General features: G+C 42.7%; 22 protein-coding genes. 6 read left to right on the plus strand and 16 right to left on the minus strand.

Going from position 1 to position 23,710, the window contains the following annotated elements; all coding sequences use genetic code 11:
• Window positions 1–81: 81 nt before the first annotated feature.
• From FTV13_RS08165 to yaaA, 4 genes are all read right to left on the minus strand, one after another.
• On the minus strand, window positions 82–1,083 hold the full coding sequence (locus FTV13_RS08165; protein WP_180011671.1) for an adenosine deaminase: 1,002 nt from the start codon (window positions 1,081–1,083) through the stop codon (window positions 82–84).
• A 77-nt stretch (window positions 1,084–1,160) separates the two neighbouring features.
• Window positions 1,161–2,483: an NCS2 family permease gene (locus FTV13_RS08170; RefSeq protein WP_004815389.1), complete on the minus strand. Its 1,323-nt coding sequence runs from the start codon at window positions 2,481–2,483 to the stop codon at window positions 1,161–1,163.
• Window positions 2,484–2,924: 441 nt separating this feature from the next.
• On the minus strand, window positions 2,925–3,113 hold the full coding sequence (locus FTV13_RS08175; protein ID WP_004784216.1) for a hypothetical protein: 189 nt from the start codon (window positions 3,111–3,113) through the stop codon (window positions 2,925–2,927).
• A 471-nt stretch (window positions 3,114–3,584) separates the two neighbouring features.
• A complete protein-coding gene (gene yaaA / locus FTV13_RS08180; protein ID WP_180011673.1) occupies window positions 3,585–4,367 on the minus strand; it encodes a peroxide stress protein YaaA in 783 nt (260 codons plus the stop codon).
• A 122-nt stretch (window positions 4,368–4,489) separates the two neighbouring features.
• Between yaaA and FTV13_RS08185 the strand changes: the two genes are divergently transcribed.
• On the plus strand, window positions 4,490–5,122 hold the full coding sequence (locus tag FTV13_RS08185; RefSeq protein WP_159123226.1) for an alpha/beta hydrolase: 633 nt from the start codon (window positions 4,490–4,492) through the stop codon (window positions 5,120–5,122).
• 33 nt (window positions 5,123–5,155) lie between these two features.
• Here FTV13_RS08185 and FTV13_RS08190 read toward each other — a convergent pair whose 3' ends face one another.
• The 5 genes from FTV13_RS08190 to pheA all read right to left on the minus strand — a co-directional run bounded on the left by FTV13_RS08190 (window position 5,156) and on the right by pheA (window position 10,672).
• Window positions 5,156–5,701, minus strand: a complete 546-nt coding sequence (locus FTV13_RS08190; protein ID WP_180004051.1) for a GNAT family N-acetyltransferase — start codon at window positions 5,699–5,701, stop codon at window positions 5,156–5,158.
• Window positions 5,689–6,054 (minus strand): hypothetical protein, encoded by a 366-nt coding sequence (locus FTV13_RS08195; RefSeq protein WP_166136040.1) that lies wholly within the window; start codon window positions 6,052–6,054, stop codon window positions 5,689–5,691. Before FTV13_RS08195 ends, FTV13_RS08190 begins: the two co-directional genes overlap by 13 nt.
• A gap of 100 nt (window positions 6,055–6,154) precedes the next feature.
• Entirely contained in the window at window positions 6,155–8,401 is a 2,247-nt protein-coding gene (locus FTV13_RS08200) for a bifunctional prephenate dehydrogenase/3-phosphoshikimate 1-carboxyvinyltransferase (RefSeq protein ID WP_180011675.1), read from the minus strand.
• A gap of 3 nt (window positions 8,402–8,404) precedes the next feature.
• Entirely contained in the window at window positions 8,405–9,496 is a 1,092-nt protein-coding gene (gene hisC / locus FTV13_RS08205; RefSeq protein ID WP_179993203.1) for a histidinol-phosphate transaminase, read from the minus strand.
• A gap of 66 nt (window positions 9,497–9,562) precedes the next feature.
• Window positions 9,563–10,672, minus strand: a complete 1,110-nt coding sequence (gene pheA, locus FTV13_RS08210; RefSeq protein ID WP_125279073.1) for a prephenate dehydratase — start codon at window positions 10,670–10,672, stop codon at window positions 9,563–9,565.
• A gap of 487 nt (window positions 10,673–11,159) precedes the next feature.
• Here pheA and FTV13_RS08215 point away from each other — a divergent pair, with 487 nt between their 5' ends.
• Entirely contained in the window at window positions 11,160–11,678 is a 519-nt protein-coding gene (locus tag FTV13_RS08215; RefSeq protein WP_180004045.1) for a DJ-1/PfpI family protein, read from the plus strand.
• An 82-nt stretch (window positions 11,679–11,760) separates the two neighbouring features.
• Here the strand turns inward: FTV13_RS08215 and FTV13_RS08220 are convergent, their stop codons facing one another.
• On the minus strand, window positions 11,761–12,903 hold the full coding sequence (locus FTV13_RS08220; protein WP_180011677.1) for an acyl-CoA dehydrogenase family protein: 1,143 nt from the start codon (window positions 12,901–12,903) through the stop codon (window positions 11,761–11,763).
• Between the two features lie 167 nt (window positions 12,904–13,070).
• On the minus strand, window positions 13,071–14,414 hold the full coding sequence (locus FTV13_RS08225; protein ID WP_005236469.1) for a dicarboxylate/amino acid:cation symporter: 1,344 nt from the start codon (window positions 14,412–14,414) through the stop codon (window positions 13,071–13,073).
• 414 nt (window positions 14,415–14,828) lie between these two features.
• Between FTV13_RS08225 and FTV13_RS08230 the strand changes: the two genes are divergently transcribed.
• Window positions 14,829–15,830 (plus strand): glycosyl transferase family protein, encoded by a 1,002-nt coding sequence (locus FTV13_RS08230; RefSeq protein ID WP_180011679.1) that lies wholly within the window; start codon window positions 14,829–14,831, stop codon window positions 15,828–15,830.
• A gap of 59 nt (window positions 15,831–15,889) precedes the next feature.
• Here the strand turns inward: FTV13_RS08230 and FTV13_RS08235 are convergent, their stop codons facing one another.
• Window positions 15,890–16,162: a YeaC family protein gene (locus FTV13_RS08235; protein ID WP_180011681.1), complete on the minus strand. Its 273-nt coding sequence runs from the start codon at window positions 16,160–16,162 to the stop codon at window positions 15,890–15,892.
• 2 nt (window positions 16,163–16,164) lie between these two features.
• A complete protein-coding gene (locus tag FTV13_RS08240; RefSeq protein WP_125279078.1) occupies window positions 16,165–17,103 on the minus strand; it encodes an NAD(+) kinase in 939 nt (312 codons plus the stop codon).
• A 191-nt stretch (window positions 17,104–17,294) separates the two neighbouring features.
• On the opposite strand from FTV13_RS08240, the gene mrcB reads away from it, so the two are divergent.
• Entirely contained in the window at window positions 17,295–19,685 is a 2,391-nt protein-coding gene (gene mrcB, locus FTV13_RS08245) for a penicillin-binding protein 1B (RefSeq protein WP_180011682.1), read from the plus strand.
• A 14-nt stretch (window positions 19,686–19,699) separates the two neighbouring features.
• On the plus strand, window positions 19,700–20,248 hold the full coding sequence (locus tag FTV13_RS08250) for a tetratricopeptide repeat protein (RefSeq protein ID WP_125279080.1): 549 nt from the start codon (window positions 19,700–19,702) through the stop codon (window positions 20,246–20,248).
• A 41-nt stretch (window positions 20,249–20,289) separates the two neighbouring features.
• On the opposite strand, the gene FTV13_RS08255 is transcribed toward FTV13_RS08250, so the two are convergent.
• On the minus strand, window positions 20,290–21,189 hold the full coding sequence (locus tag FTV13_RS08255; protein WP_125279081.1) for an NUDIX domain-containing protein: 900 nt from the start codon (window positions 21,187–21,189) through the stop codon (window positions 20,290–20,292).
• A 138-nt stretch (window positions 21,190–21,327) separates the two neighbouring features.
• On the opposite strand from FTV13_RS08255, the gene hemP reads away from it, so the two are divergent.
• Window positions 21,328–21,498 (plus strand): hemin uptake protein HemP, encoded by a 171-nt coding sequence (hemP, locus tag FTV13_RS08260; RefSeq protein WP_004784247.1) that lies wholly within the window; start codon window positions 21,328–21,330, stop codon window positions 21,496–21,498.
• 86 nt (window positions 21,499–21,584) lie between these two features.
• Here hemP and FTV13_RS08265 read toward each other — a convergent pair whose 3' ends face one another.
• Window positions 21,585–22,910: a HAMP domain-containing sensor histidine kinase gene (locus tag FTV13_RS08265; protein ID WP_180011684.1), complete on the minus strand. Its 1,326-nt coding sequence runs from the start codon at window positions 22,908–22,910 to the stop codon at window positions 21,585–21,587.
• Window positions 22,907–23,578 (minus strand): response regulator transcription factor, encoded by a 672-nt coding sequence (locus tag FTV13_RS08270; protein ID WP_180011686.1) that lies wholly within the window; start codon window positions 23,576–23,578, stop codon window positions 22,907–22,909. The genes FTV13_RS08265 and FTV13_RS08270 overlap by 4 nt, the downstream gene beginning before the upstream one ends.
• Window positions 23,579–23,710 lie beyond the last annotated feature (132 nt).

The raw sequence follows: 23,710 nt of genomic DNA on the forward strand, positions 1-23,710 counted from the left end.
TTTGGTTCACAGATCAGATTAAATAAAAAGGCAGAGCGAACTCCACCCTCTTTGGGCTAACAAATTTACTGGAATGATATTTTAAACGAGTGCCTGAATCAGGCTGATCCATTTCTGTTTTTCAGCATCAGAAATAAATGAAGCTTCAAAAGAATTGATCGCCAGCTGTTTTAGCTCATCATTGCTTAGGTCCAAAGCTTCAGCAATGGCAATGAAATTGTCATTCATATAACCACCGAAATACGATGGATCATCTGAATTCACCGTGACATGCACGCCCTGCTGCAACAGGCGACGGATATTATGCTGCTGCATATCATCTACCACACACAGTTTCAGGTTTGAAAGTGGACATACTGTAAGCGGCATCTTCTCTGCAATCAAACGCTGCATCAATTCTGGATCTTCCTCAGAACGTACCCCATGATCAATACGGTTTACTTTTAATAAATCCAAAGCTTCCCAGACATATTCTGCCGGACCTTCTTCACCCGCATGTGCAACCACCAGAAAACCGGCTTCACGCGCTTTGGCAAAGACACGTTCAAACTTAGATGGTGGATGCCCGACTTCACTTGAATCCAGCCCTACTCCAATGATTTGATCTTTATAAGGCAGTGCTTGCTCTAATGTCTCAAATGCCGCTTCTTCACTAAGATGACGCAGGAAACACATGATCAGATGTGAAGTAATGCCTAATTTAGCTTTCGCATCATCGCAGGCTTTCTGCAAGCCATTAATCACGGTTTCAAAGGCAATGCCACGATCAGTATGCGTTTGCGGATCAAAGAACATTTCAGTATGCACGACATTGTCATCTGCGCATTTTTCAAAATACGCCCAGGCCAGATCATAAAAGTCCTGTTCATGAATCAGAACATTGGCGCCCGCGTAGTAGATATCTAGGAAAGATTGCAGATTATGGAAATTATAAGCCTGCTTTACTTCCTCAACCGATTTATAAGGAATGCTAATTTCATTACGCTGTGCAATTGCAAACATTAACTCAGGTTCAAAGGTACCTTCGATATGCACATGCAGCTCAGCCTTTGGCAAGGCCTGAATCAATTCAAGACGGTTCATCGCTACTCCTGATTAAACCTGAGAAAAATAAAAAAGGGTGCAAACTGAGTTTACACCCTTTTGATATTCGACAAAAATTAGCCGCCAAACATCCAGAACTTCAATGCCCACAGTACTGCGATGATCCATACCATGTATGGAACAGTTTTCGCTTTACCTGTCAACAGTTTAATCAGCGCATAGCTGATAAAACCCATTGCGATACCATCTGCAATTGAATACGTAAATGGCATGAATACAATGGTCAGGAATGCCGGAACCGCTTCAGTAATATCATCCCATTCAATATGGACAATACCCTGAATCATCAATACACCGACAAATAGCAATGCTGGTGCAGTTGCAAAGCCTGGTACAGATTGAGCCAATGGAGCCAGGAACAGGCAGGCAATGAACAGCAAGCCAACCACAACTGCAGTCAGACCGGTACGACCACCTGCTGCAACACCCGCTGATGACTCAATATAAGGTGTAGTTGAAGAAGTACCCAAAGCAGCACCTGCAACAATCGCAGAAGAATCGGCAAATAATGCTTTTTTCAGACGCGGCAATTTACCATCTTTTAACAAACCTGCACGATGTGAAACACCTACTAGCGTACCAGTAGAGTCAAACAGATCGACCAAGAAGAATACGAAGATCACACCGATCAGGCTGGCTGTAAACAGACCTTGAAAGTCCATTTGCAGGAAGGTTGGTGCCAGTGAAGGAATTTGACCCACTACACCTTGGAACTGGTTATAACCTAAAGCAGTAGAAATCGCAGTGATTACCAAAATACTGATAATGATCGCACCACGTACTTTGAAGTGATGCATTACCACCACTAACAGGAAGCCAAGTAGCGCAAGCATAACAGTTGGCTGTTTCAAATCACCCAGACCCACCAAGGTCGCTTGATTATCAACAATGATGCCAGCATTTTTCAGTGCAACCAGGGCCAGGAACAGGCCAATACCACCGCCAATCGCCAGTTTGAGTGACATTGGAATGGCATTGACAATCGCCTCACGTATTTTGAACATACTGATGGCAATGAAGACCAGACCAGATACAAATACTGCACCTAATGCAGTTTGCCAAGGCACACCCATTCCCAGACAGACTGAGTAGGTAAAGAAGGCATTCAGGCCCATACCCGGTGCAAGTGCGATTGGATAATTGGCAATTAGCCCCATCACCAGACAGCCAATTGCGGCTGCAAGACAGGTGGCTACAAAGACAGCCCCATGATCCATCCCGGTTTCGGATAAAATCATCGGATTAACAATAATGATGTAACACATTGTCAGGAACGTGGTTACACCTGCCAGAACTTCTGTACGGAAACTGGTTTTGTTTTCACTCAGTTTGAACAGACGTTCCAGCATATTTTCTGAAGATGGATTAGGAGTCGTCATGACCTAGCCCCTATTGAGTAAACTTTATGCTTTAAGCATGCCGCCGAATCCAGGAAATTTTATAGAAAACTTCATGAATTTTAAGGATCTGTTAGCAACGAATATGCCAGCTTCGCCATTTAGCGGGTCAAAATGTTTCAATAGCGAACAGTAAGAAAACTGCGCTAGAAAAACTCAAAAAACAATCTAAACAAAAAAGCTGCATAACCCCTATGCAGCTTTTTTCATCATTAGAATCAAATACTTAATTTAAGTAAATTTGATCTAACTTTATCTTTTGCAAATTATAACACATTGATTTCTGATTGCTTCTTAGAATTTATATTTTATTAAAAATTAATATAATCTAGTTCTACTATTATTAAATTTTCTTTTATTTATTATAATTTTATTTTTATCTTTTTACCTGTTTCCCTAATCAAAGAGCTTAGTACAAATCTATTAAGGTCGGGGCCGATTTGCATTCAGCAATTTAGTTGAATGTTGTACTTCTTTCAGAATCTGATGAAGCTCTTCATGTTTTCTTGTTTCGGCCTGTTGGTGAACACAATAACCGAGTAAACCCACCATCAGCACAAAAATAGGAATTGTATAAATTTTCATTTTTGTAGTTGAGTTATGTAACAGCATTGAAATTATGCTAACAAAATAACAATAAAATTGTGACATAGTTTACAAATAACCCGATAAAATGCAGTTTTTTCAAATATTTAGGGTCTTTTCATTCTTCGTTTTTTTATACTTCTTATTCAATTAATCATAATTTTCTGAGCCATATTTTTTTATTTTTTAGTCATTTTTTGAATATTAAAAGAAATTAATTGATTGATTCTATTTTTTATTTTTTTAGAAATTTGTCTTTACTATATAAATTTATCGAGTGAAAAATATCTTTTAAAGCTCCCTATAGCTTTCATTATTTTATTTAGCTTTTCTTCTAAAAAATTTATCCATTTCCTGTTAAAAATTCTTCTAAATAAATGATATTTTGGAAGTTCCTTCCTTTTTTTTAATTTTTATTCAATTCAATATTGCTAAACTTAAATTCACCCAAGACTTTTAAGAAAATTTCTTCATTCAGCCTTGGGTAAATCTTTTACCTTAAGCAGCTAGCTGCTCATCACGTCTAAATACCAACTCACCTTTTAATGAACTTTCAGCATCAAAATAATACCCATCGGTATTAAAGGCTTTTAAGTCTTCAGTTCGTTTGATCTTGTTTTCAATGATAAAGCGCGCCATTAATCCACGAGCTTTCTTGGCATAGAAGCTGATGACTTTATATTTGCCATTTTTCTGATCTAAAAATACCGGCTTGATGATTTCAGCCTGAATTTTGCTTTCTTTCACTGCCTTGTAATATTCATCAGAGGCAATATTGACCAGAATTTCAGACTCTGCTGCTGCCAGATCATGATTGATCAGGTCAGTAATGGTTTGTCCCCAGAACTCATAGAGATGAGCACCACGTGGGTTAGTCAATTTGGTTCCCATCTCCAGACGGTAAGGCATCATCAGATCCAGCGGACGCAATAAGCCATATAGGCCGGATAACATACGCAGATGGTTCTGTGCGTAATGAATCTGATCCTGCTTTAACTGGTAAGCATCCAGACCGGTATAAACGTCCCCTTTAAAGGCAAAGATTGCCTGACGAGCATTGGAAAAATCAAAATCTGGCTGCCAGTCTCTAAAGCGTTCCGCATTCAGATTGGCAATTTTTTCACTGACGCTCATTAAGCTGGCAATTTCAGTTGCGGATAACTGGCGGGCAACTTCTATCAATTCCTGGGAATGTTCCAGCAATCTTGCCTGAGTAAATTGATCGGTAGGTAAAGGTGTTTCGTAATCTAAAGTCTTGGCTGGTGAAATTAAAGCAAGCATAGCAACCTGGTTAAAAAATGATTAATCAAACTATATCAGTAGACTTATTTTAATTCCAATTCATGTTTTTATTTATCATAATCGTTAAAATAGAAAATTCTCCTGCAATTTATCGGTTTTCTATGTCCGAACCAATCTTCCTCCAAGGCCCTGCTGGCCAACTTGAGGTTTTTGTGGATTATCCTCAGGGTGAAGTGAAAGGATTCGCGATTGTTTGTCATCCCCATCCATTACAAGGTGGCACACCACAACATAAGGTTCCGGTGTTACTGGCACAAATGTTTTTAGAGCGTGGTTGTGTTGTCTATCGTCCAAGTTTCCGTGGTTCTGGTCAAAGTGCCGGTCTGCATGATGAAGGCTTTGGTGAAACGGATGATATACTTGAAGTCATTAAATATGCGCGTCGCCAACATATTGGCCTGCCTTTCTTTGCAGGCGGTTTCAGTTTTGGCGCACATGTCATGGCCAAGTGTTACGCTGCCCTGCCCGTTGAACTGCAACCTTCAAAAGTGATTTTGTGTGGCCTACCGACTGCGACCGTAGCTGGCCTACGTCACTATGTTACTCCACAGATCAAAGGTGATATTTTATTTATCCATGGTGAAGCGGATGATGTCACGCTTTTATCCGACATGATTGAATGGGCCAAGCCTCAACGTCATCTGGTCACGATCTTGCCTGGCGCAAATCATTTCTTTACCGGTTATTTAAAACAGCTTCGGATTGCGATGAGCCGTTTCCTCGCATTAAGCTGATCAAAAAAAACCTCATCGAATGATGAGGTTTTTTTATTCAGAAATAAAATCTTTAGCATGAATTTCATAAATTACAGCCCGATATTTAGGTTTATCTAGGTGGTTGGTAATTTTTCCACCTACACGTTCTGCAATTTTTCGGCTAGCCCAGTTTTCTTCGGCTACCGGATAGCTCAAAGCTTTGATCCCTAATGTATTGAAAGCATAGGCCACAATGCAACGTACTGCCTCATGTCCATAATGATGACCATGCGCCTTTTCACGAATCCAGATACCCACTTCAGGTATTTCATCATGCAGTCGATGTAAACCACATAGTCCGATAAATTCATGTCTTTCAATATGACGGATCACAAAGATATATTCTTTATGATCAGCCATATTGTTTAGCCAGTTTTGCCAGACTGTTGCAAATACCTGTTCAGATTCCGGTGCATCCCATGCCATAAAACGGGTCAGACTCGGGGTAATCGAGGCATAGGCTTCCGCAGCATCAGATGGCTTAAAATAATCTAAAACAAGACGTTCACTTTGTAGTATGGGCAAAACCCTTTGCATTTGTTGAACTAGTTCTTCCACTCAAACTCACTAAAACTTTCTTGTTCTTTCAATGATGCTTCAACGGCTTGTGCCAACTGATTTAATAAACTTTGTTCTGTAATCCGGTCCAGCCAGTCCTGTTCTTCATCCGGATAAGAAGCAATTTCACAAATCAGGTGCCCTTCCTGGTCTCGTGTCTCACAGCTCACTGATAATGGCAACTCATGTTCATCGACACTTACGGCCACTTGTGCACCACTTTGCGCCAAAGTCTTAAAGCCATATTTACCGAGCTCTTCCGTCAGCAGATGTGCCACATATTCCTGAGTCTGCTGACTGCCCTGTAATTGTTGCTGGCTCTGAGGATTGGCCATAAATTTTAATTTTCGCATTGCTACATCCAAATGGCTTTTTTGTTGTATGGTTTTAGCATAAGCCAATATAAACAAAACAGCCAAGCAAAAGCTTGGCTGTTTCATGTAAATTTTAGAATTATTCTGTCACTTCAATCGCCAGACCAGCTTGAGAAGTCAGTTCAGTGAAGGTTGGGAAACTGGTTGCGACAGTTTCAGTCCCAACAATCTTAATTTCACCTGAGTTACGCAGACCTGCGATTGAGAAGCTCATGGCAATACGATGATCATGATGCGATTCAATTTCACCACCGGTAAAGATTGGTGACCAGTCACCTGCCTTGCCCTTACCTTCAATGATAATGCCATCATCAGTTGGCGTACAATCAATGCCCATGGTTTTCAGACCATCTGCCATCACCTGAATACGATCCGATTCTTTGACACGCAGCTCAGCAGCACCAGTTAGAATCGTTTGGCCTTCAGCACAAGCTGCCGCGATAAACAATGCCGGGAATTCATCAATTGCTAGTGGCACTTGGTCTTCCGGCATATGAATGCCTTTTAAGGTACGTGTACCGCGAATACGAATATCTGCAATCGGTTCACCGCCCGCAATACGTTCATTTTCAACAGCGATGTCGGCTCCCATCTGTTTTAGGATTTCGACGACACCAGTACGAGTTGGGTTAATCCCCACAGCTTCCAAAGTCACATCTGAATTTTCAGTAATCGCTGCACCGACCATAAAGAAAGCAGCAGATGAAATATCCGATGGTACTTGGATATTGGTTCCGACCAGCTTACCACCACCTTGCAGGGAAATACGGTTAGCTTCAGTTTTTACGTCATAACCAAAAGCACGCAACATACGTTCAGTATGGTCACGGGTTGGTTCAGGTTCAGTCACTGAAGTTTCACCTTCTGCCCACAAACCTGCCAACAAAATCCCAGATTTCACCTGAGCAGATGCCATTGGCAAGTCGTATTGAATACCTTTCAGGTTTTGATTACCGGTAATTGATACTGGTGGTGTACCACGTTCACCCGTAGTTTGAATCTGTGCACCCATCAAACGTAACGGCTTAGCAATACGCTCCATTGGACGTTTAGACAGTGAAGCATCACCCGTCATGACAGAATCAAATTTTTGTGCTGACAGCATGCCAGACAGCAGACGCATCGAAGTACCCGAGTTGCCCATATACAGTGCAGACTTCGGTGCTTTCAGGCCGTGCATACCCACGCCATGAATGGTCACTTCACCATTTTTAGGACCTTCAATGCTTACACCCATATCACGGAACGCCTGTAAAGTTGCAAGGGCATCTTCCCCCTCAAGGAACCCGGTCACATGCGTTGTGCCTTCAGCGATGGCACCAAACATGATGGAACGGTGTGACACAGATTTGTCACCTGGCACGGTAAATTTACCCTGGAACGTCTTGGCACCTGGTTGAATGGTAAATTGTTGTGTCACTTTATTTTTCTCCATGAGAGGTTTCTTGGCGAGCATATGATTGAAGTGCTGACGCGCAGCCTGCGCATGCCCCAATAAGCCCATTAAGGCTTGTGAATCTTCATCTTCAATCAGCTTGCGGATAATCGCGAGTTGAGCTTCAAAGCCGTCCACGGCATTGAGAATCGCCTTTTTATTGGCAAAAAAGATGTCATGCCACATTTGTGGATCACTGGCAGCAATACGCGAGAAGTCGCGGAAGCCACCGGCAGCATAACGAAAAATATCCAGATTGTCTTCGCGCTTGGCCAGTTGTTCGACCAAGTTGAAGGCCATCAGGTGCGGAAGATGACTAGTATGTGCCAGCACTTCATCGTGCTTTTCCACATCCATACAAATCACTTCCGCCTTTGCCGCCTGCCACAGTTGAATCAGTTTCTCGACCGCCCATTGTCCGCTGCTTGGCAACGGTGTCAAAATCACCTTGTGATTAGCGAACAGATCCACCTTACCCGCATGTACACCAGTATGTTCTGCACCCGCAATTGGATGCCCCGGCACAAAACCGGCTGGTAGATTTTCACCAAATACGGCTTTGGCTGCTTCTACCACATTACCTTTGGTACTACCCACATCGGTGATAATGGCGCCCTCAGCCAGATATGGCTTGACGGTTTCCAATACCTTTTGCGTTGCACGAACAGGTAAAGCCAGCACCACCAGGTCTGCACCTTGAACAGCTTCTACAGGATCTGCATAGCCGTCTGAAATCAGACCAAGTGCCTTGGCATCTTCCAAGGTTTTTTGTGAGCGGGTCGATGCCACGATGTCATTGGCTAAATGCTCGGCCTTAATGACACGCGCCAGGCTTGAACCAATCAGTCCAAGTCCGATAAAGGCAACTTTTTCAAACAGTGGCTGCGACATAACTTAAGCTTTCGCCTCTAAGCCAAGTACTTTACCTAATGCAGCAAGAAATTTGGCATTTTCAGCTTCAGTACCAATCGATACACGCAGGTGATTTGGAATACCCACTGGACGTACGATCACACCTTCTTTCAATAACTTGTTAAATGTTTCAGCTGGATCAGCCTGTACATCAACCAAGATGAAGTTTGCGCGTGAAGGTACATAGTTCAGGCCTAAAGCTTTGAAGCCGGCTTCTAGCTGTGCCATACCTGCTTTATTTACTTCACGAGATTTCTCGATGAATGCTTCGTCTTTCAGTGCAGCCACTGCAGCAACCATCGCCAAGTGGTTCACGTTAAATGGCTGACGGATACGGTTCAGGTAATCAGTCACTTCAACAGAAGCCAGGGCAAAACCAACACGCAGTGCAGCCAAACCATAGCACTTAGACAGCGTACGGCTGACAATCAGGTTTGGATACTGTTTCAGGAATTTTAGGCTATTGAAGTTCTCTGGGAAATATTCCACATAGGCTTCATCTAGCACCACGATCACGTTCGCAGGAACTTTCTGCATGAATGCTTCAAATTCAGCTTCTTCAAACCAGGTCCCTGTCGGGTTATTCGGGTTTGCAATAAAGATCAGCTTGGTGTTGTCTTTTACCGCAGCCGCCATCGCTTCAAGGTCATGTGAGAAACCTTTAGCAGGTACTTCGATCGCTTCAGCGTTAATCGCTTGAGTCACCAGTGCATATACCGCAAACGCATGCTGGCTATAAATCACTGAATCTTTTTCAGAAACAAATGCACGGGCGAATATTTCCAGTAAGTCGTTTGAACCATTACCTAAAGTAATCTGGTTATGATCAAAACCGAATTGTGTCTTGATCTGATCTTTCAGGATAAAGCCACCGCCATCAGGATAACGACCAATTTCCGCCAGTTCCGCAGCCACTGCTTCTTTGACTTTATCTGAACAGCCCAGCGGGTTTTCATTTGAAGCCAGTTTTACGATATCAGTGATGCCCAACTCACGCTCAAGTTCACTGATCGGTTTACCTGGTTGATATGGCTTTAATTTAGAGATGCCTTCATTGGCTGGGACAAACGACATTTTATACTTCCGATTTACAGATGAAACAGTGGTTAGCACCCTCGCACTAACCACGAAAGGCTGCTTTTATAAAACAGCTGCAGGATATGAACCAAGCACGCGGACTTCTTTCACAAACGGACGAATTTCTTCGATCGCAGCTTTAACATTTTCCTGCTCAATATGACCTTCAAGATCGATAAAGAATACATAAGCCCATTTTTCAGGAAGTGCAGGTCGAGTTTCAATACTGGTTAGACTAATGTTGTGTTTGGCAAATGGAGCTAAAATTTCCAGCAATGCACCGGCACGGTCATGCGCAGACACCAATAATGAAGTTTTATCATTACCGCTTTGTGGCACTTTCTCGCGACCAATCACCAGGAAGCGTGTTGTGTTCTCTGGATTGTCCTCAATATTGCTGTGCATAATCTCAAGATTATAAATATTCGCAGCAATTTCAGAAGCGATCGCAGCAGAATGCCATTCATTCTGAATACGGCGCGCAGCTTCAGCATTTGAACTGAGTGCCACACGTTCTACACCTGGATAATGGGCATCCAGCCATTTACGGCACTGAGCCAGAGTTTGCTGATGTGCATAGATCTGCTTAATACTGTCTTTACGGGTATTTTCAGAGATCAGGAACTGGTGATGAATGGGTAATTCTACTTCGCCAATCACATTCAGATGCGAAGTCTTGAAACAGTCTAAAGTGTGGTTCACTACCCCTTCAGAGGAGTTTTCAACAGGCACCAGACCATAATGTGCACTGCCCGCTTCTACTTCACGGAATACTTCATCAATGGTGGGTAATGGACGAACCACAGCATCATGACCAAAATGTTTCAATACTGCTGAGTGTGTGTAGGTACCAACAGGTCCCAAGAACGCAATACTTTGCGGTGCTTCAAGCGCCAAACAAGCCGACATGATCTCGCGGAACAGACGTGCCATCGTCGTATCTGACAATGGTCCTTCATTGCGCTCCATAACATTGCGCAAAACCTGTGCTTCACGTTCCGGACGGTAAAACAGCGGATTTTCTTCAGATGCGAATTTCGCTTTTGCTACAGCCTCAGCCAAACGTGCACGACGGTTAATCAATTGCTGGATTTGTTGATCAACTGAATCGATATCTTCACGAATTTTAGCCAAATCTAAAGAAGCCGTTGTGTTTTGATCGTCGTTGATCATCGTGATGTCGCCCTTCATAAACCTTATCTGTGCAGTATAACAATTAGTGCGCTGCAAATGTTACACAATATAACTTTAGTAGATTAATTCTTAAAAACAGGGATTTGATTTTAACCGTTCATCGCTTTAGTCATATCTGGTAACATTTCTTTCAGCATTTTCGCATCTTTTACATTATCAAATTGTAAACTTTGCCCGCCCATCTTAACTGATTTTTATCAAGATGAAATATCACTATTTCTTAATCTACATAACGATTTTAAGCATAAGAAAATAAAAATAAAGCCATCTCGATTCCTCTAGTTTAACTACTTAAAATCTGAGTGACAGTTCACAATAAAATGCACATAGAAAACTGTTTTTTTGATCATTTTCCTTTGATTTAATTGGATTTTTTACACTAAATCACTATTTGGTTACAAAGCAGAGACGTTTTTTAAACCTTAAATCGCTAGTCTAATTTAAAACTATATTGGGGGTGCCTATAATGCCAAAAAGAATAGCGGTACTTGTAACGAATAATTTTGAAGATCTTGAATATACTGAACCTGTTGCAGCCTTACTTGCTGCAGAGCACAGTGTCTGTAATATTGAACTGCATGCCGGAAAAGTCGTACATGGACTACATGGCCAGTCGAGTGTGACCATTGATCGGGGAATTGATCATATCAGTATTGATGATTTTGATGCCCTGCTCATTCCGGGCGGTGAATCACCAGTGTCCCTCGCCAACGATACGCGAGTCTTACATTTCATTCAGGCTTTTAATGAGGCCAAAAAGACCATTTTTAGTCTTTGTGATGCCTCCTTACTCCTGAGTGAAGCCGATGTTTTAAAGAACCGCATCATTACCAGTATCCGTGCGCATGCACCTAGGGTACAACATGCGGGTGCGACGTATTATGATGTTGAACTGGTCAATGACAATAATCAGCTGATTTCATCTCGAGTGCCAAATGATTTGCCAATTTTTATTCATGAATGTCTGGATGTACTAAAATCTTAAAATACTAAAATATCTAGATTTCAAGAATATTCTTTCTATAAAAAAAGAGTCCATTTCGGACTCTTTTTTTATCTGTTGATTTTTAACGTCCAAGCAGACCACGTGCAACAATTTCTTTCATGATTTCATTGGTACCGCCATAGATCCGTTGAATGCGGGCATCAACAAAGAAACGCGAAATCGGATATTCCGTCATATAGCCATAACCACCAAAGAGCTGAAGCAGATTGTCAGCAACTTTCATCTGCATATCAGTAGAGAAACTCTTTAGCGCTGCTGCAGTTTCAACATCCAGCTTGCCTTGCATATACAACTCAACATTCTGGTTATAGAAAGCTGCTGTTGCCAGCTCGTCAATCTTGGCCTGTGCCAGTACAAAACGGGTATTCTGGAACTGGCCAATCGCCTGACCAAAGGCCTGACGCTCTTTGACATATTGAGTCGTTACATCAATCGAGCCACGAATGGCGCCCAGTGCAGTAGCAGCAATAGCGGTACGTTCACGTGGGAGTTCCTGCATCAGATAGACGAAGCCCTGACCTGGCTGACCCAGCAATTGATCTTTCGGTACTTTGACATTATCGAAGAACAGCTCTGAAGTATCCTGTGAATGCAGACCAATTTTGTCCAAGTTCTTGCCTTTTTTAAAGCCTTCCAGATGCGTATCCACCAGCATCAAAGACACACCTTTGGCGCGTGCTTGTGGATCTGTTTTCACGGCTAATACGACTAAGTCAGCATGCTGACCATTGGAGATAAAAGTTTTAGAACCATTCAACAGATAATGGTCACCCTGCAAGATGGCATTGGTTCGCATGGCTTGCAGATCAGAACCTGCACCCGGCTCAGTCATGCCAATCGCACCGACCACTTCACCAGACACCATTTTCGGTAACCAGTATTTTTTCTGCTCTTCTGTACCGATATGCAAGATATACGGCGCTGCGATATCCGAGTGACAAGACAGGCCGGTTGAGATGGCACTATAGCCTGCTCGAGCTGACTCTTCAATCAACATCAGGGAATAGTGAGTCGGAACACCGTAGCCACCATATTCTTCCGGGACATCGACACACAAGAAGCCATTTTCACCCATCGCATTCCAGACTGAACGCGGCATCATGCCTTCATGCTCCCACTGTTCATAGTAAGGCGCTACATGTTCATTCATAAAGCGTTTGAAATTGTCGCGGAAAAGTTCCAGGTCAGCATCGTAAGCCAGCATTCTTTTATCCTTATCGTGTTTATCGTTTTATTTCCTGTGCACAGGCTAACTATTTTTAGAAAGGCTGTCATGTACCTGACTTATTTTTTTGCTAACTTCACAGTCAGATAAAAATAAAAAAGGAAGCCGAAGCTTCCTTTTTTATGACCTATAAGACAAACTCAAACTTAATGAGCATTGTTGCCTTCTTGCGCCATTTTTTCATCAATTTCAGCCGGATTTGCTAATGCATAGTTCAGCTTGTCCATATCTAACTGACCGACCCATTTTGCTACAACCAGAGTTGCCAAAGAGTTACCGACCAGATTGGTCAAGGCACGGGCTTCAGACATAAAGCGATCAATACCGAGAATCAAAGCCAGACCTGCAACCGGAATATTACCTACAGCCGCTAAGGTTGCTGCCATCACGATAAAGCCTGAACCAGTTACACCCGCTGCACCTTTAGAAGAAATGAGCAATACGAGAAGCAAGGTAATCTGGTGAGACAAATCAAGTTGCGTATTGGTCGCCTGTGCAATGAAGATTGCCGCCATTGTCAGGTAAATCGAAGTACCATCCAGGTTAAACGAATAACCTGTTGGAATGACCAGACCCACCACTGACTTTTCAGCACCTGCCAGCTCCAGTTTTTTCAGCATACGTGGCAATACAGATTCAGACGATGAAGTACCGAGTACAATCAACAGCTCTTCACGAATCAGGCGAATCATCTTGACAATGCTAAAGCCGGTAAAGCGTGCAATTGAACCCAGCACAATAAAGATAAACAGCAAACAGGTGATATAGAAACAGATGATCAACTGGGCCAATTGCGCCAGAGAACCGATCCCATATTTACCGATCGTGAAAGCCATCGCACCGAACGCACCAATAGGTGCAAGTTTCATGATCATGTTCACGATGTTAAAGAACACATGTGAAATCTGATCTACCAGTTTAAGAACTGGCTTACCTTGTGCACCCAGTTTGTGTAATGCAAAACCGAACAGGATCGCAAATAAAAGGACTTGCAGGATTTCACCTTCAGCAAATGCACCAACCACCGTATTTGGAATGATATTCATAAAGAAATCAACGGTAGACTGAGAAGCACCCGACTCTACATATTTAGAAATCCCGGCCGTGTCCAGCGATGCCGGATCAACATTCATCCCAACGCCTGGCTTGGCAATATTAATCACCAGAAGACCAATGATCAGCGCCATTGTTGATACGATTTCGAAGTAAAGTAGCGCGACACCACCAGTTTTACCGACTGATTTCATGCTCTCCATACCTGCGATACCGCTAACCACGGTACAGAAAATCACAGGTGCGATGATCATTTTAATTAAACGGATAAATGCATCACCCAGCGGCTTTAGTTGTTCGCCCAGACCTGGAACATATTGTTCTGCACCATTAATGATTTGTGTACCACTTGGCGAGAAATGTCCGACGAGGATACCCGCAATAATGGCTACAATCACTTGAAAATAAAGCGACTTATAAATTGGTTTTTTAGCCATAACCTTACTTCACGATATACTTCTAACCAGAAGCAATATTCAGTTTTCACTTATTTTTAAAAAACAAGCGTCCAATACTTCATTGTCTGAAACAAAAAAGTGCCTATGTATCAAAAAATTAATCTGATACTGAAATTAGAATGTGTATGTACATTTAACAATCACAGGAACACCGATCTTTAAGAAAAGTCAGTGCATTGATCAGGAGATAAAGCAAACACAAGAATTGCGTGAAATTTTAACCGCTTTTTAGACTTTTGTTTAACCCGAAATGTTAAATTTGCCTAAATACTAAACAATACCTCTTAGACTATAGTCTTATAAAACTATAATAATTCTGCAAAATAAGAAGGTGAAATACCAATATCAGCGTAAAATATGCCAATACTTGATGAACATGATTGATCTATGCCCATGACCACAAAGCGAAATATTTATAAAGATGCCGAACATCCTTTTGCCCAGTTTATTCGTATTATTGGCAAGGGAAAAAATGGTGCACGTTCTTTAAGCTATGAAGAAGCCTATCAGGCTTTTAGCATGATCCTGAAAAATCAAGTACTGGACGTACAACTGGGCGCTTTTCTGATGCTATTACGTGTCAAGGAAGAATCTGTTGATGAACTCGCAGGCTTTGTGCAGGCGACCCGTGACCAACTGAATTTTAAGGCTCTTGATGTTGATCTGGACTGGTCATCTTATGCAGGTAAACGCAAACATTATCCCTGGTTCATTCTGGCTGCGCTTACCCTTGCTAAGCATGGCTATAATATCGTGATGCATGGTGCTTCAGGTCATACCTTGAATCGGGTCTATACCGAACAGGTACTTAACTACTTAGGCTATCCGATCTGCCAAAATGATGTTGAGGTGGAACAGCAGCTTAAAGACAAACATTTTGCTTACCTGCCATTGGAGGTGATCTCTCCAATTCTGGCTGAGTTGATCGGGCTACGTAATGTCATGGGCTTACGCTCTCCGATTCATACGCTGGCACGCCTAATTAATCCATTTAATGCCAAAGCGACTTTACAAGCCATTTTCCACCCTGCTTATCGTAGTTCACATCAGCAGTCCGCTTATAAGTTAGGCTATCAAAATAGTGCAGTCATTAAAGGTGAAGGTGGTGAGTTCGAACGTAACCCGGATGCCAAAACTTTAATCTGTGGAATTAAGAATGGCGAACTTTATGAGCACGAATTACCAAAACTGACTGACAACCGTAGTCCGATTGAAGAAGAGCTGGATCTAGCTGTGTTTAAGCAAGTATGGGAAGGTCAACGCTCACATGAATATGGGGAAATCGCAGTGGTTGAAACTATGGGCATTGCACTGTATACCATGGGCGAATATGACAGCTATGAAGCGGCGATGCAAAAAGCCAGAGAACTCTGGAATAGCCGTCTTTCAGTTTGATCAAACCAAAAAACAGACATTAAAAAAGACCACATTTGTGGTCTTTTTTTCGGTTTCAATTAAACAAAACGGATCGGCTTGAATTCCGGCTCATTTTTGTGATGATCATCATCACATTGTTCGCCTTCTTCTTTAGTGCCACGATCGATATAACCGCTACGTTCGGTTTCTGGCAGATTTTTCATTTCCCAGGCATAGACAGCCTGCATACAGGTATGACGCTGCTCCTGAGTCAGCACTACACCATTTGGCCACTTGCCAATTTCAATGGCTGTTCTTAAGCGTTCTACAATCTCAGGATTGAGTACGGCAAGCATTTGTTCAATATTCATATTTAATCCTGCTTAAGATAGTCGAAGTCCTGATTCCAGCCCAGTTTGGTTCGACATGCATTATAGAAGTCATAACCCGGCGGATGCAGAAGATTCAGTTTAAAGGGATGCTTACGAATATGGACGCTATCGCCAACATTCAAAGACACACTGTGTTGTCCATCCGCACTCACCATCGGCAGTACGCGATTTTCACGAATCATCAGTTTAATTTCACTATGCCCTCCGACCACAATCGGACGTGAAGACAAGGTATGCGGATGCATCGGCACCAGCACAATTGCATCCATACTTGGATGCACAATCGGCCCACCACCGGACAGTGCATAGGCTGTTGAACCGGTCGGTGTAGATACAATCAGACCATCACTATGCTGGCGATAGACATATTGTCCATCAATATTCAGTTCGAAATCAATCATGTGTACCGATTTGCCCGAGTGCAAGACCACATCATTCAGGGCAATCGCATCATAGATGATTTCACCTTTGGAGCGAACTTCCATTTCCAGCAGGAAACGGCGTTCTGCCTGAAAATCACCTTTTAATACCTGATCCAGTTTAAAGATGACTTCAGTTGGCTTGATATCGGTCAGGAAGCCCAAACGACCACGGTTCACCCCGATCACTGGCGTATTGTATTTTACCAATGCCCGCGCTGCATGTAACAGTGAACCATCCCCACCTACCACAATCACCAGATCAACCACTTCGCCCAACAAGGCGCGGCTAACTGTTTGGGTATTCTGATAAGGAACCAGTTCAGCTGTATCTGCATCAAAAACAGGATGTAGACCTAAATTGAGCAGATGATCGTGGATCAGGCATAAGGTTTCAACCACTGAAGATTTATCCGGGCGTCCAATCAACCCGATATTTCGAAATGTCTTGTGGGAAATTTGCACCAGTGTCGTCGCTCCGCTTCGAATCCTGCTTATCATAACATTAAGCTTGAATAGGATGACAATTTATAACATGACAAAGCTGTGCAGGATTGAATTGAAATAGATTGAAATTAAGGAGAAAATGTGAAGTTTAATTTTAATTTTAATCTCAATAATTGATTAAATATTGCAAAATAATGAAAAGCTTCGCATGATTAGCACAATTTCACAGGGTCTTATCGTCATTTATGAAATCTGAACGAGGTATGGGGTTCATTGCCTTAATCTTCTCCATTCTAGTCATTTCTGCATTTGTAGCATTTAGTATCTATTTGATTAAATTAGATAATATTGTGCGTGAAAAATTTGAAGGTCAACGCTGGGATATTCCGGCCAAGGTTTTCGCACGCCCGATGGAAGTGTATGTAAATGCCCCGGTCAGCCAGCAGGATTTCCAACAAGAATTAAAATTACTGGGTTATAAAGGTTCAGACAGCTATACCAAATCGGGCAGCTTTGTCAGCACTGGCAATACCATGTATGTGCATACCCGTGGCTTTGATTTTGGCGATCGCGTTGAACCTGAACAGGTATTGAAAGTCAGCTTTAATGGCGATCAGATTGCTGAAGTAAGTGCGACCAAGCCCTCTTCTAGCGGGATCGCCCGTCTGGAACCTTTATTGATTGGCGGTATTTACCCGCAGCATAATGAAGACCGTGTGCTGATTAAGCTCAATAAAGTGCCTAAACCGTTAATTGACGCTTTAATTGCTACCGAAGACCGTAATTTCTACAATCACCATGGTGTATCTCCACGCGGGATTGCACGTGCAGTGGTAAGTAATATTACTGGTGGTAAACGTCAAGGTGGTTCAACCCTCACCCAGCAGCTGGTCAAGAATTTCTACTTAACACCAGAACGCACCTTAAAACGTAAGGTGAATGAAGCCTTTATGGCAATGCTGATTGAATTGCATTATGGCAAAGATGAGATTCTGGAAGCCTATTTAAATGAAGTGAATCTGGGCCAAAATGGCAACTATTCCGTAAATGGTTATGGTCTGGCTTCACAATTTTATTTTGGCTTGCCGTTACGTGAACTGAATATTTCTCAACAGGCCTTTTTAGTCGGTCTGGTACAAGGTCCAAGCCTGTATAACCCATGGCGTAATCCTGAACTTGCGAAAAAACGTCGTGATGTGGTTCTAAATAATATGCTGGTAATGGGTAATCTGACCCAAGATCAGTATGAAACAGAAACTGCCCGTCCGCTGAACGTCATTTCCAAACCAACTTTAGGCCCTGCTCGCTTCCCGGATTTTCTGGATATCGTTCGCCGTCAGTTGCGTACCGAATATCAGGAAACTGATTTAACCAACCAGGGTCTGCGTATTTTCACAACCTTAGATCCATTGGCACAAACCCGAATTCAAGACAGCTTTAAGGAAAGTGTAGCCCGTTTAAGCAAAGCCAATCCAGGCCGTCTAAAAGATTTGCAGGGCGCTGTTCTGGTCGCACACCCTGAAAATGGCGAACTGGTTGCAGCGGTAGGTTCTACCCAGGACTTTACCGGTTTTAACCGTGCTTTAGATGCCAAGCGTCAGGTGGGTTCATTACTCAAACCGGTGATTTATCTGACAGCGCTAGAATCGAATCGTTATCACTGGGCCAGTCCAATTGAAGACAGTCAGATCACCATTCAAAGTGATGGCAAACCCTGGACACCGAAAAACTATAGTGGTAGCGCACATGGTGTAGTACCGATGTCTCTTGCCCTGTCACAATCCTATAACCTGTCTGCGGTACGTTTGGCACAGGAATTTGGCCTGTCGACCTTTATTAACCATCTGCAAAAATTCGGTGTGACTTCTGACATTCCTTCTTATCCATCTATTTATTTAGGTGCAGTAGACATGTCACCGATGGAAGTGATGAATATTTACGGTAACTTCGCAACAGGTGGCTTTAAATATCCGGTGAAATCGATTCGTTCTGTAGTCGATGCGAATGGCCGCTCGCTTGAACGTTACAGCTTAAGTGTTCAGCCGACGATTGATCCAGCATCAGCCTATGCTCTGAATTATGGTTTACAACAGGTCATGTCGAGTGGTACTGGTCGTTCTGCCTATAACAGTTTGCCACGCAACCTGAATCTGGCGGGTAAATCGGGTACGACAAACGATACCCGTGATTCATGGTTTGCAGGTTATTCTGGCAACTATATGACAGTGGTCTGGTTAGGTCTGGATGACAACAAAGTCACTGGATTAACCGGTTCTTCAGGTGCACTTCCGGTCTGGACCAATGTCATGAAACAGCTGCATCAGAAGCCGGTGAATCTGGCTCAGCCTAATGAAATTGAATGGCACTGGCTGGACCGTTATACAGGTAAACTGACTGCCCAAGGCTGTGATGGTGCCATGTATATTCCGATTTCACGTCATGCCTTGCCTAATCAGGCAACTGCTTGTGGCATCTCGCATTACGCCACTGAACCTTATACGATTGATTCAGAACCTTCACCAGAAGATGAGGAAGATGATGATCTCAGTCGTTATATACAAGAAAGTGAAACAGAAATAGAACGCGAAGTTGCTAAACAAACCCGTATTATCGCGAGTGGAAGTTATAGCCAATAATTGAGTCTATGTTTATGTTAAGAAAATTGATTCCTGGTCTGCTCATCCTCGGTCTGGTGGGCTGCCAAAGCATGTCGGAGCCAGAACAGCCTGCGGCTCCTACTAAACCTCCGGTTCAGCAGAAACCAAAATCCTCTACACCTGATGGTGTAGTGATTACGCCCTATGATCGACCGGAGATTAAACGTCAGAAGATTGTGATCCCTGAGCAAAAGCCTCAGGCACAAAAGTTTGATGATGGACGTAACTTACCTGCATTTAAAAAATTGATGCAGCAAACTCAGCAGGCCTATAGCAAGCAGCAATATAATCAAGCTGAAACTTCTGCAGTACAAGCTCAGCGTTTGGCGCCCCAAGCTTCAGAAACTTATCTGTATCTTGGCTTGATCGCAAACCGTAAAAACCAGCCGGCCCGTGCAGATGCTTTCGCCTTACGTGGTTTGAGCTATGCGCAGACCAATGCAATGAAAAAGCAGCTCTGGCAGGTGCGCCTGAAAGCAGCTCAACTGCAAAAAAACACCAAAGCCATTCAGCAAGCTCAGCAGGCCTTAAAGAAATTTTAAGGCCCTGGCGTGAGCCCGGTTATTTATAATAAGTTTCTGACTTAAACATAACGGATCCCTGCAATCCCATAAGCATGCTGGTTTTGAGCATGGTCTAGATCTTCAGCTTTTATACCGCCTAAGGCAAATACAGGAATCTGTACCTGTTCAGCCATCTGTTTAAATTTTTCCCAGCCTAAAGCTGCGGTATCAGGATGTGTTTCTGTTGCCAGTACCGGGCTGAGTAAAGCTGCTTCACAGCCTATGTTTTCTGCATGTTTTAATGCTTCCAGATCGTGACAGGCTGCAAGATAACGATAGCCACCAGCTAACTCCCCTTTTTGCAGTTGCATCAATTGAGACTGTTTCAGGTGAAGCGTACGAATGGTTTGCTGCTGCAATTCATTCAATTGTGACCAAAGTTCCTGATTAATGATCAATCTGGATAACTGATCGACTGGAATCTGCTGTAACTGGCTAATGTGTTCAGGGCTGGCCATTACTCGCCAATACAGCATCTGGTCTGTTTCCAGATTATTCAGGTGACTCAAGTCTTCAGAAATTTTGATCTTTCTCGGCCATTGCAGCTTTTGAATCATGGCCTGATTGGCTTTAGGAAAATTTAGTTCACTGAGTTCATCCCGGCTATACCAGCGCCAAGGCTGCTTGATTCCAGCTAATTGTTCTGGCTGAACCGAAGCATGGAAAATATGCAGATTGACGATGACATCTTCATATTCATGCGAAATAAAATCAAAAGCCTGCCATTGTTCGATGTCAATTCCGACTTCTTCAATCACTTCACGTCGACATGCCTCTATAGGCAATTCGCCCTGTTCTACTTTTCCGCCTGGAAACTCATATTTATTGCCCTGATGCTGTTTAGCTTCACGCCAACCGACCAGAACCTGATTGTGATGAAATAAAATAGCGATTGCGACATGAATTGTGGCTTTAGACATAATGTTCTGAACTATTGAAGTTTTACAGATTGTAAGCAAATTAGAGTTTTTTATAAATGCAGCAATTATTCGTTGACAGATCCATTCGATAATGATTATCATTTAAATCAATCCAAAACACACCACGGAGTCGACGGAATGAACGCACCATTTAGCCTATTTACCCGCAATAATGATACTCAGCATGCGCTACCGATGTTGCATTCGAACAATTTATTTGCGCTAGGACGAGAAATCCGGATCATGCATGCGGGTGAAGAATACCGTCTACGTTTGACTCGTAACAATCGTCTCATCCTGACTAAGTAATTTAAATACTCCAAAAATAATAAACGTGGGAACAGGCAGTATGAATCAGCGCATACTGCTTTTTTTAATTGCTATATCTAATATCTTTATTCTTCAGATTGAAAAATTAATGAAACTTTAAGCCCACCCAAAACTGACGGCGCATAATCAATCTTGGCCGTATGTAACTGCATAATCTTTTGACAAATCGACAATCCCAAACCTGAACCTTGTGTTCGCGTGCCCAAGGCGCGGTAAAAACGCTCACCTAAACGTTGAACAACTTCTTCCTGAATTCCCTCTCCCGAATTTTCAATCATAAGTTGTAGATTCTGACCTTCAACTATCGTCCTGATTTCGACCTGTCCCTGCATCGGCGTATAACGAATGGCATTATCAACCAGATTGCGGATACAGCTAAAAATCAGCTCTGCATTTGCTTCAATCACTGCATCTTCAAGTTTTAAGTTCCAGTGGATCTCTTTTTCCTGAGCAAAAGGTTGTAAAGCTTGTAAGACCTCCTGAACCAATACTTTAAGATTCACCTGCTGTTTGGGCAACTGCTCTGCATGTTCTGGATCAAGCCGAGCCAATAGCAGTAAGTTTTCCAGAATCTGCGTTCCGCGGTTGACGTCATTCTGGATCATCTGTAACGCTTGCCTAAGTTGGGCATCTTCCTGATATTTACGTTTAAGCACCTGTAAACGCATTTGAATGGCAGACAATGGGGAACGCAACTCATGCGAAGCATCGGCAGTAAAACGTTGCTCGGCAGCCAATGATTTTTCTAAACGGCTCAGCATTGCATTCAGCTGACGGACAATCGGTTGCAGTTCAGTAATTTCAGGATCAGGACTTTGAACCGGACTAAGATCCAGTGCAGATTTAGAACCAATTTCTCGGGAAATTTTATTTAAAGGTTTTAATTGCCGCTTAATGGCAAAACGTAAAATCAGCCACTGTAATATCCATAGGATAAATAAAATCCCGCCGAAACCTAAAGTTGTTTGCCAAAGCTCATCAAAGCGTACCGAAAGCGGTTGTACCACTTTCACTTTCAAGTCTTGATCTTCAGCAATCAGAATTCGAATAAAATGACCTTTTTCATAATCAAAGTGAAACCCGTTTTTTTGTGCAAGTGGTATCTCATTAATCAGTTCATCATCAATTGAAGTGGTCAGTACCCGCTGATTCAGCAATAAGGCATATTGAATATCAAACTGCTCACTGATTTCATCAACCTGCGTATTTTTGGCCTGGTTCACATCTCCTAAAAGTAACTCTGAAATTTCCTCCATCAGGTCATCATGCAGATCAATCGCCTGATAGCTGGAAATTCCCAATAACAGCAGCCACGCCAGAAATCCTGCCAGTATGGAACTGAACATGGCATGTTGAATCAGCCGACTTTGCAGGGAAATGGGTGCCTTCATATGGAGGCCTCGGGTTTATGCATCCGGTAGCCCAAGCCACGAATGGTTTTAATCATCTGACTGCCAATTTTTTTACGTAGCTGATAAATAAAGACTTCAATCGCATTGCTTTCGATTTCATCTCCCCAGGCATAGAGTGATTCTTCCAGCTGTTCTCGGGTAATGATATGTTCTGGTTTTTGCATCAGCTTATATAAAATCTGGAATTCTTTTGCAGTCAGATTAATGCTCTGTCCCGCCTTCATTACGGTCTTGGCCTGAGTATCCAGACTAAGATCCTGCCATTGCAGGATATGATTTGGCGTTTGCTGTTTTTGTCTGAGCTGGGCACGTACGCGAGCGGAAAGTTCTTCCAGACTGAAAGGTTTTACCAGATAATCATTGGCCCCCAGATCGAGTCCTGCAACCCGATCATGAATACTGTCCTTGGCGGTGATAAATATAACGGGCGTATCTTTCTGTTTATTGCGCAAGCTTTTAAGAATGTCATCTCCAGTTGCATTCGGCAGGCCACGATCCAGCAAAATACAGTCATACTGATGCTGTTGAATCGCCAGAATGGCATGATCCCCACGATCAACCCGATCAATCACATAACCGTCCATTTCCAGCCAGGTTTGAATACTTTCCGCCTGAGATTCATCATCCTCTGCCAAAAGAATACGCATGCTATGCTCCGCTTATTTTATCTTTCTATCTTGCCTTGAAAAAGTTCCAGACTCAAAAAAAAACCACATGCTTTTTGGTAACTTGCATGTGGTTTTTTGTTGCTGTCTTCAGATTCAGTTCAGGAAATCCTG

The organism is Acinetobacter sp. YH12235 (assembly GCF_013417705.1).
In the GTDB taxonomy this organism is placed as follows: Bacteria; Pseudomonadota; Gammaproteobacteria; order Pseudomonadales; family Moraxellaceae; genus Acinetobacter.

What these genes read in the sequence shown, in the direction of transcription:
- FTV13_RS08225 (WP_005236469.1), bottom strand. Translation starts at nt 14,414, where the DNA reads ATGGCTAAAAAACCAATTTATAAGTCGCTTTATTTTCAAGTGATTGTA.
- FTV13_RS08220 (WP_180011677.1), bottom strand. Translation starts at nt 12,903, where the DNA reads ATGCTGGCTTACGATGCTGACCTGGAACTTTTCCGCGACAATTTCAAA.
- hemP (WP_004784247.1), top strand. Translation starts at nt 21,328, where the DNA reads ATGAACGCACCATTTAGCCTATTTACCCGCAATAATGATACTCAGCAT.
- FTV13_RS08235 (WP_180011681.1), bottom strand. Translation starts at nt 16,162, where the DNA reads ATGAATATTGAACAAATGCTTGCCGTACTCAATCCTGAGATTGTAGAA.
- FTV13_RS08170 (WP_004815389.1), bottom strand. Translation starts at nt 2,483, where the DNA reads ATGACGACTCCTAATCCATCTTCAGAAAATATGCTGGAACGTCTGTTC.
- FTV13_RS08240 (WP_125279078.1), bottom strand. Translation starts at nt 17,103, where the DNA reads ATGATAAGCAGGATTCGAAGCGGAGCGACGACACTGGTGCAAATTTCC.
- FTV13_RS08265 (WP_180011684.1), bottom strand. Translation starts at nt 22,910, where the DNA reads ATGAAGGCACCCATTTCCCTGCAAAGTCGGCTGATTCAACATGCCATG.
- FTV13_RS08165 (WP_180011671.1), bottom strand. Translation starts at nt 1,083, where the DNA reads ATGAACCGTCTTGAATTGATTCAGGCCTTGCCAAAGGCTGAGCTGCAT.
- hisC (WP_179993203.1), bottom strand. Translation starts at nt 9,496, where the DNA reads ATGTCGTTTGTCCCAGCCAATGAAGGCATCTCTAAATTAAAGCCATAT.
- FTV13_RS08195 (WP_166136040.1), bottom strand. Translation starts at nt 6,054, where the DNA reads ATGCGAAAATTAAAATTTATGGCCAATCCTCAGAGCCAGCAACAATTA.
- FTV13_RS08200 (WP_180011675.1), bottom strand. Translation starts at nt 8,401, where the DNA reads ATGTCGCAGCCACTGTTTGAAAAAGTTGCCTTTATCGGACTTGGACTG.
- FTV13_RS08270 (WP_180011686.1), bottom strand. Translation starts at nt 23,578, where the DNA reads ATGCGTATTCTTTTGGCAGAGGATGATGAATCTCAGGCGGAAAGTATT.
- FTV13_RS08230 (WP_180011679.1), top strand. Translation starts at nt 14,829, where the DNA reads ATGACCACAAAGCGAAATATTTATAAAGATGCCGAACATCCTTTTGCC.
- FTV13_RS08255 (WP_125279081.1), bottom strand. Translation starts at nt 21,189, where the DNA reads ATGTCTAAAGCCACAATTCATGTCGCAATCGCTATTTTATTTCATCAC.
- FTV13_RS08175 (WP_004784216.1), bottom strand. Translation starts at nt 3,113, where the DNA reads ATGCTGTTACATAACTCAACTACAAAAATGAAAATTTATACAATTCCT.
- yaaA (WP_180011673.1), bottom strand. Translation starts at nt 4,367, where the DNA reads ATGCTTGCTTTAATTTCACCAGCCAAGACTTTAGATTACGAAACACCT.
- mrcB (WP_180011682.1), top strand. Translation starts at nt 17,295, where the DNA reads ATGAAATCTGAACGAGGTATGGGGTTCATTGCCTTAATCTTCTCCATT.
- FTV13_RS08250 (WP_125279080.1), top strand. Translation starts at nt 19,700, where the DNA reads ATGTTAAGAAAATTGATTCCTGGTCTGCTCATCCTCGGTCTGGTGGGC.
- pheA (WP_125279073.1), bottom strand. Translation starts at nt 10,672, where the DNA reads ATGATCAACGACGATCAAAACACAACGGCTTCTTTAGATTTGGCTAAA.
- FTV13_RS08185 (WP_159123226.1), top strand. Translation starts at nt 4,490, where the DNA reads ATGTCCGAACCAATCTTCCTCCAAGGCCCTGCTGGCCAACTTGAGGTT.
- FTV13_RS08215 (WP_180004045.1), top strand. Translation starts at nt 11,160, where the DNA reads ATGCCAAAAAGAATAGCGGTACTTGTAACGAATAATTTTGAAGATCTT.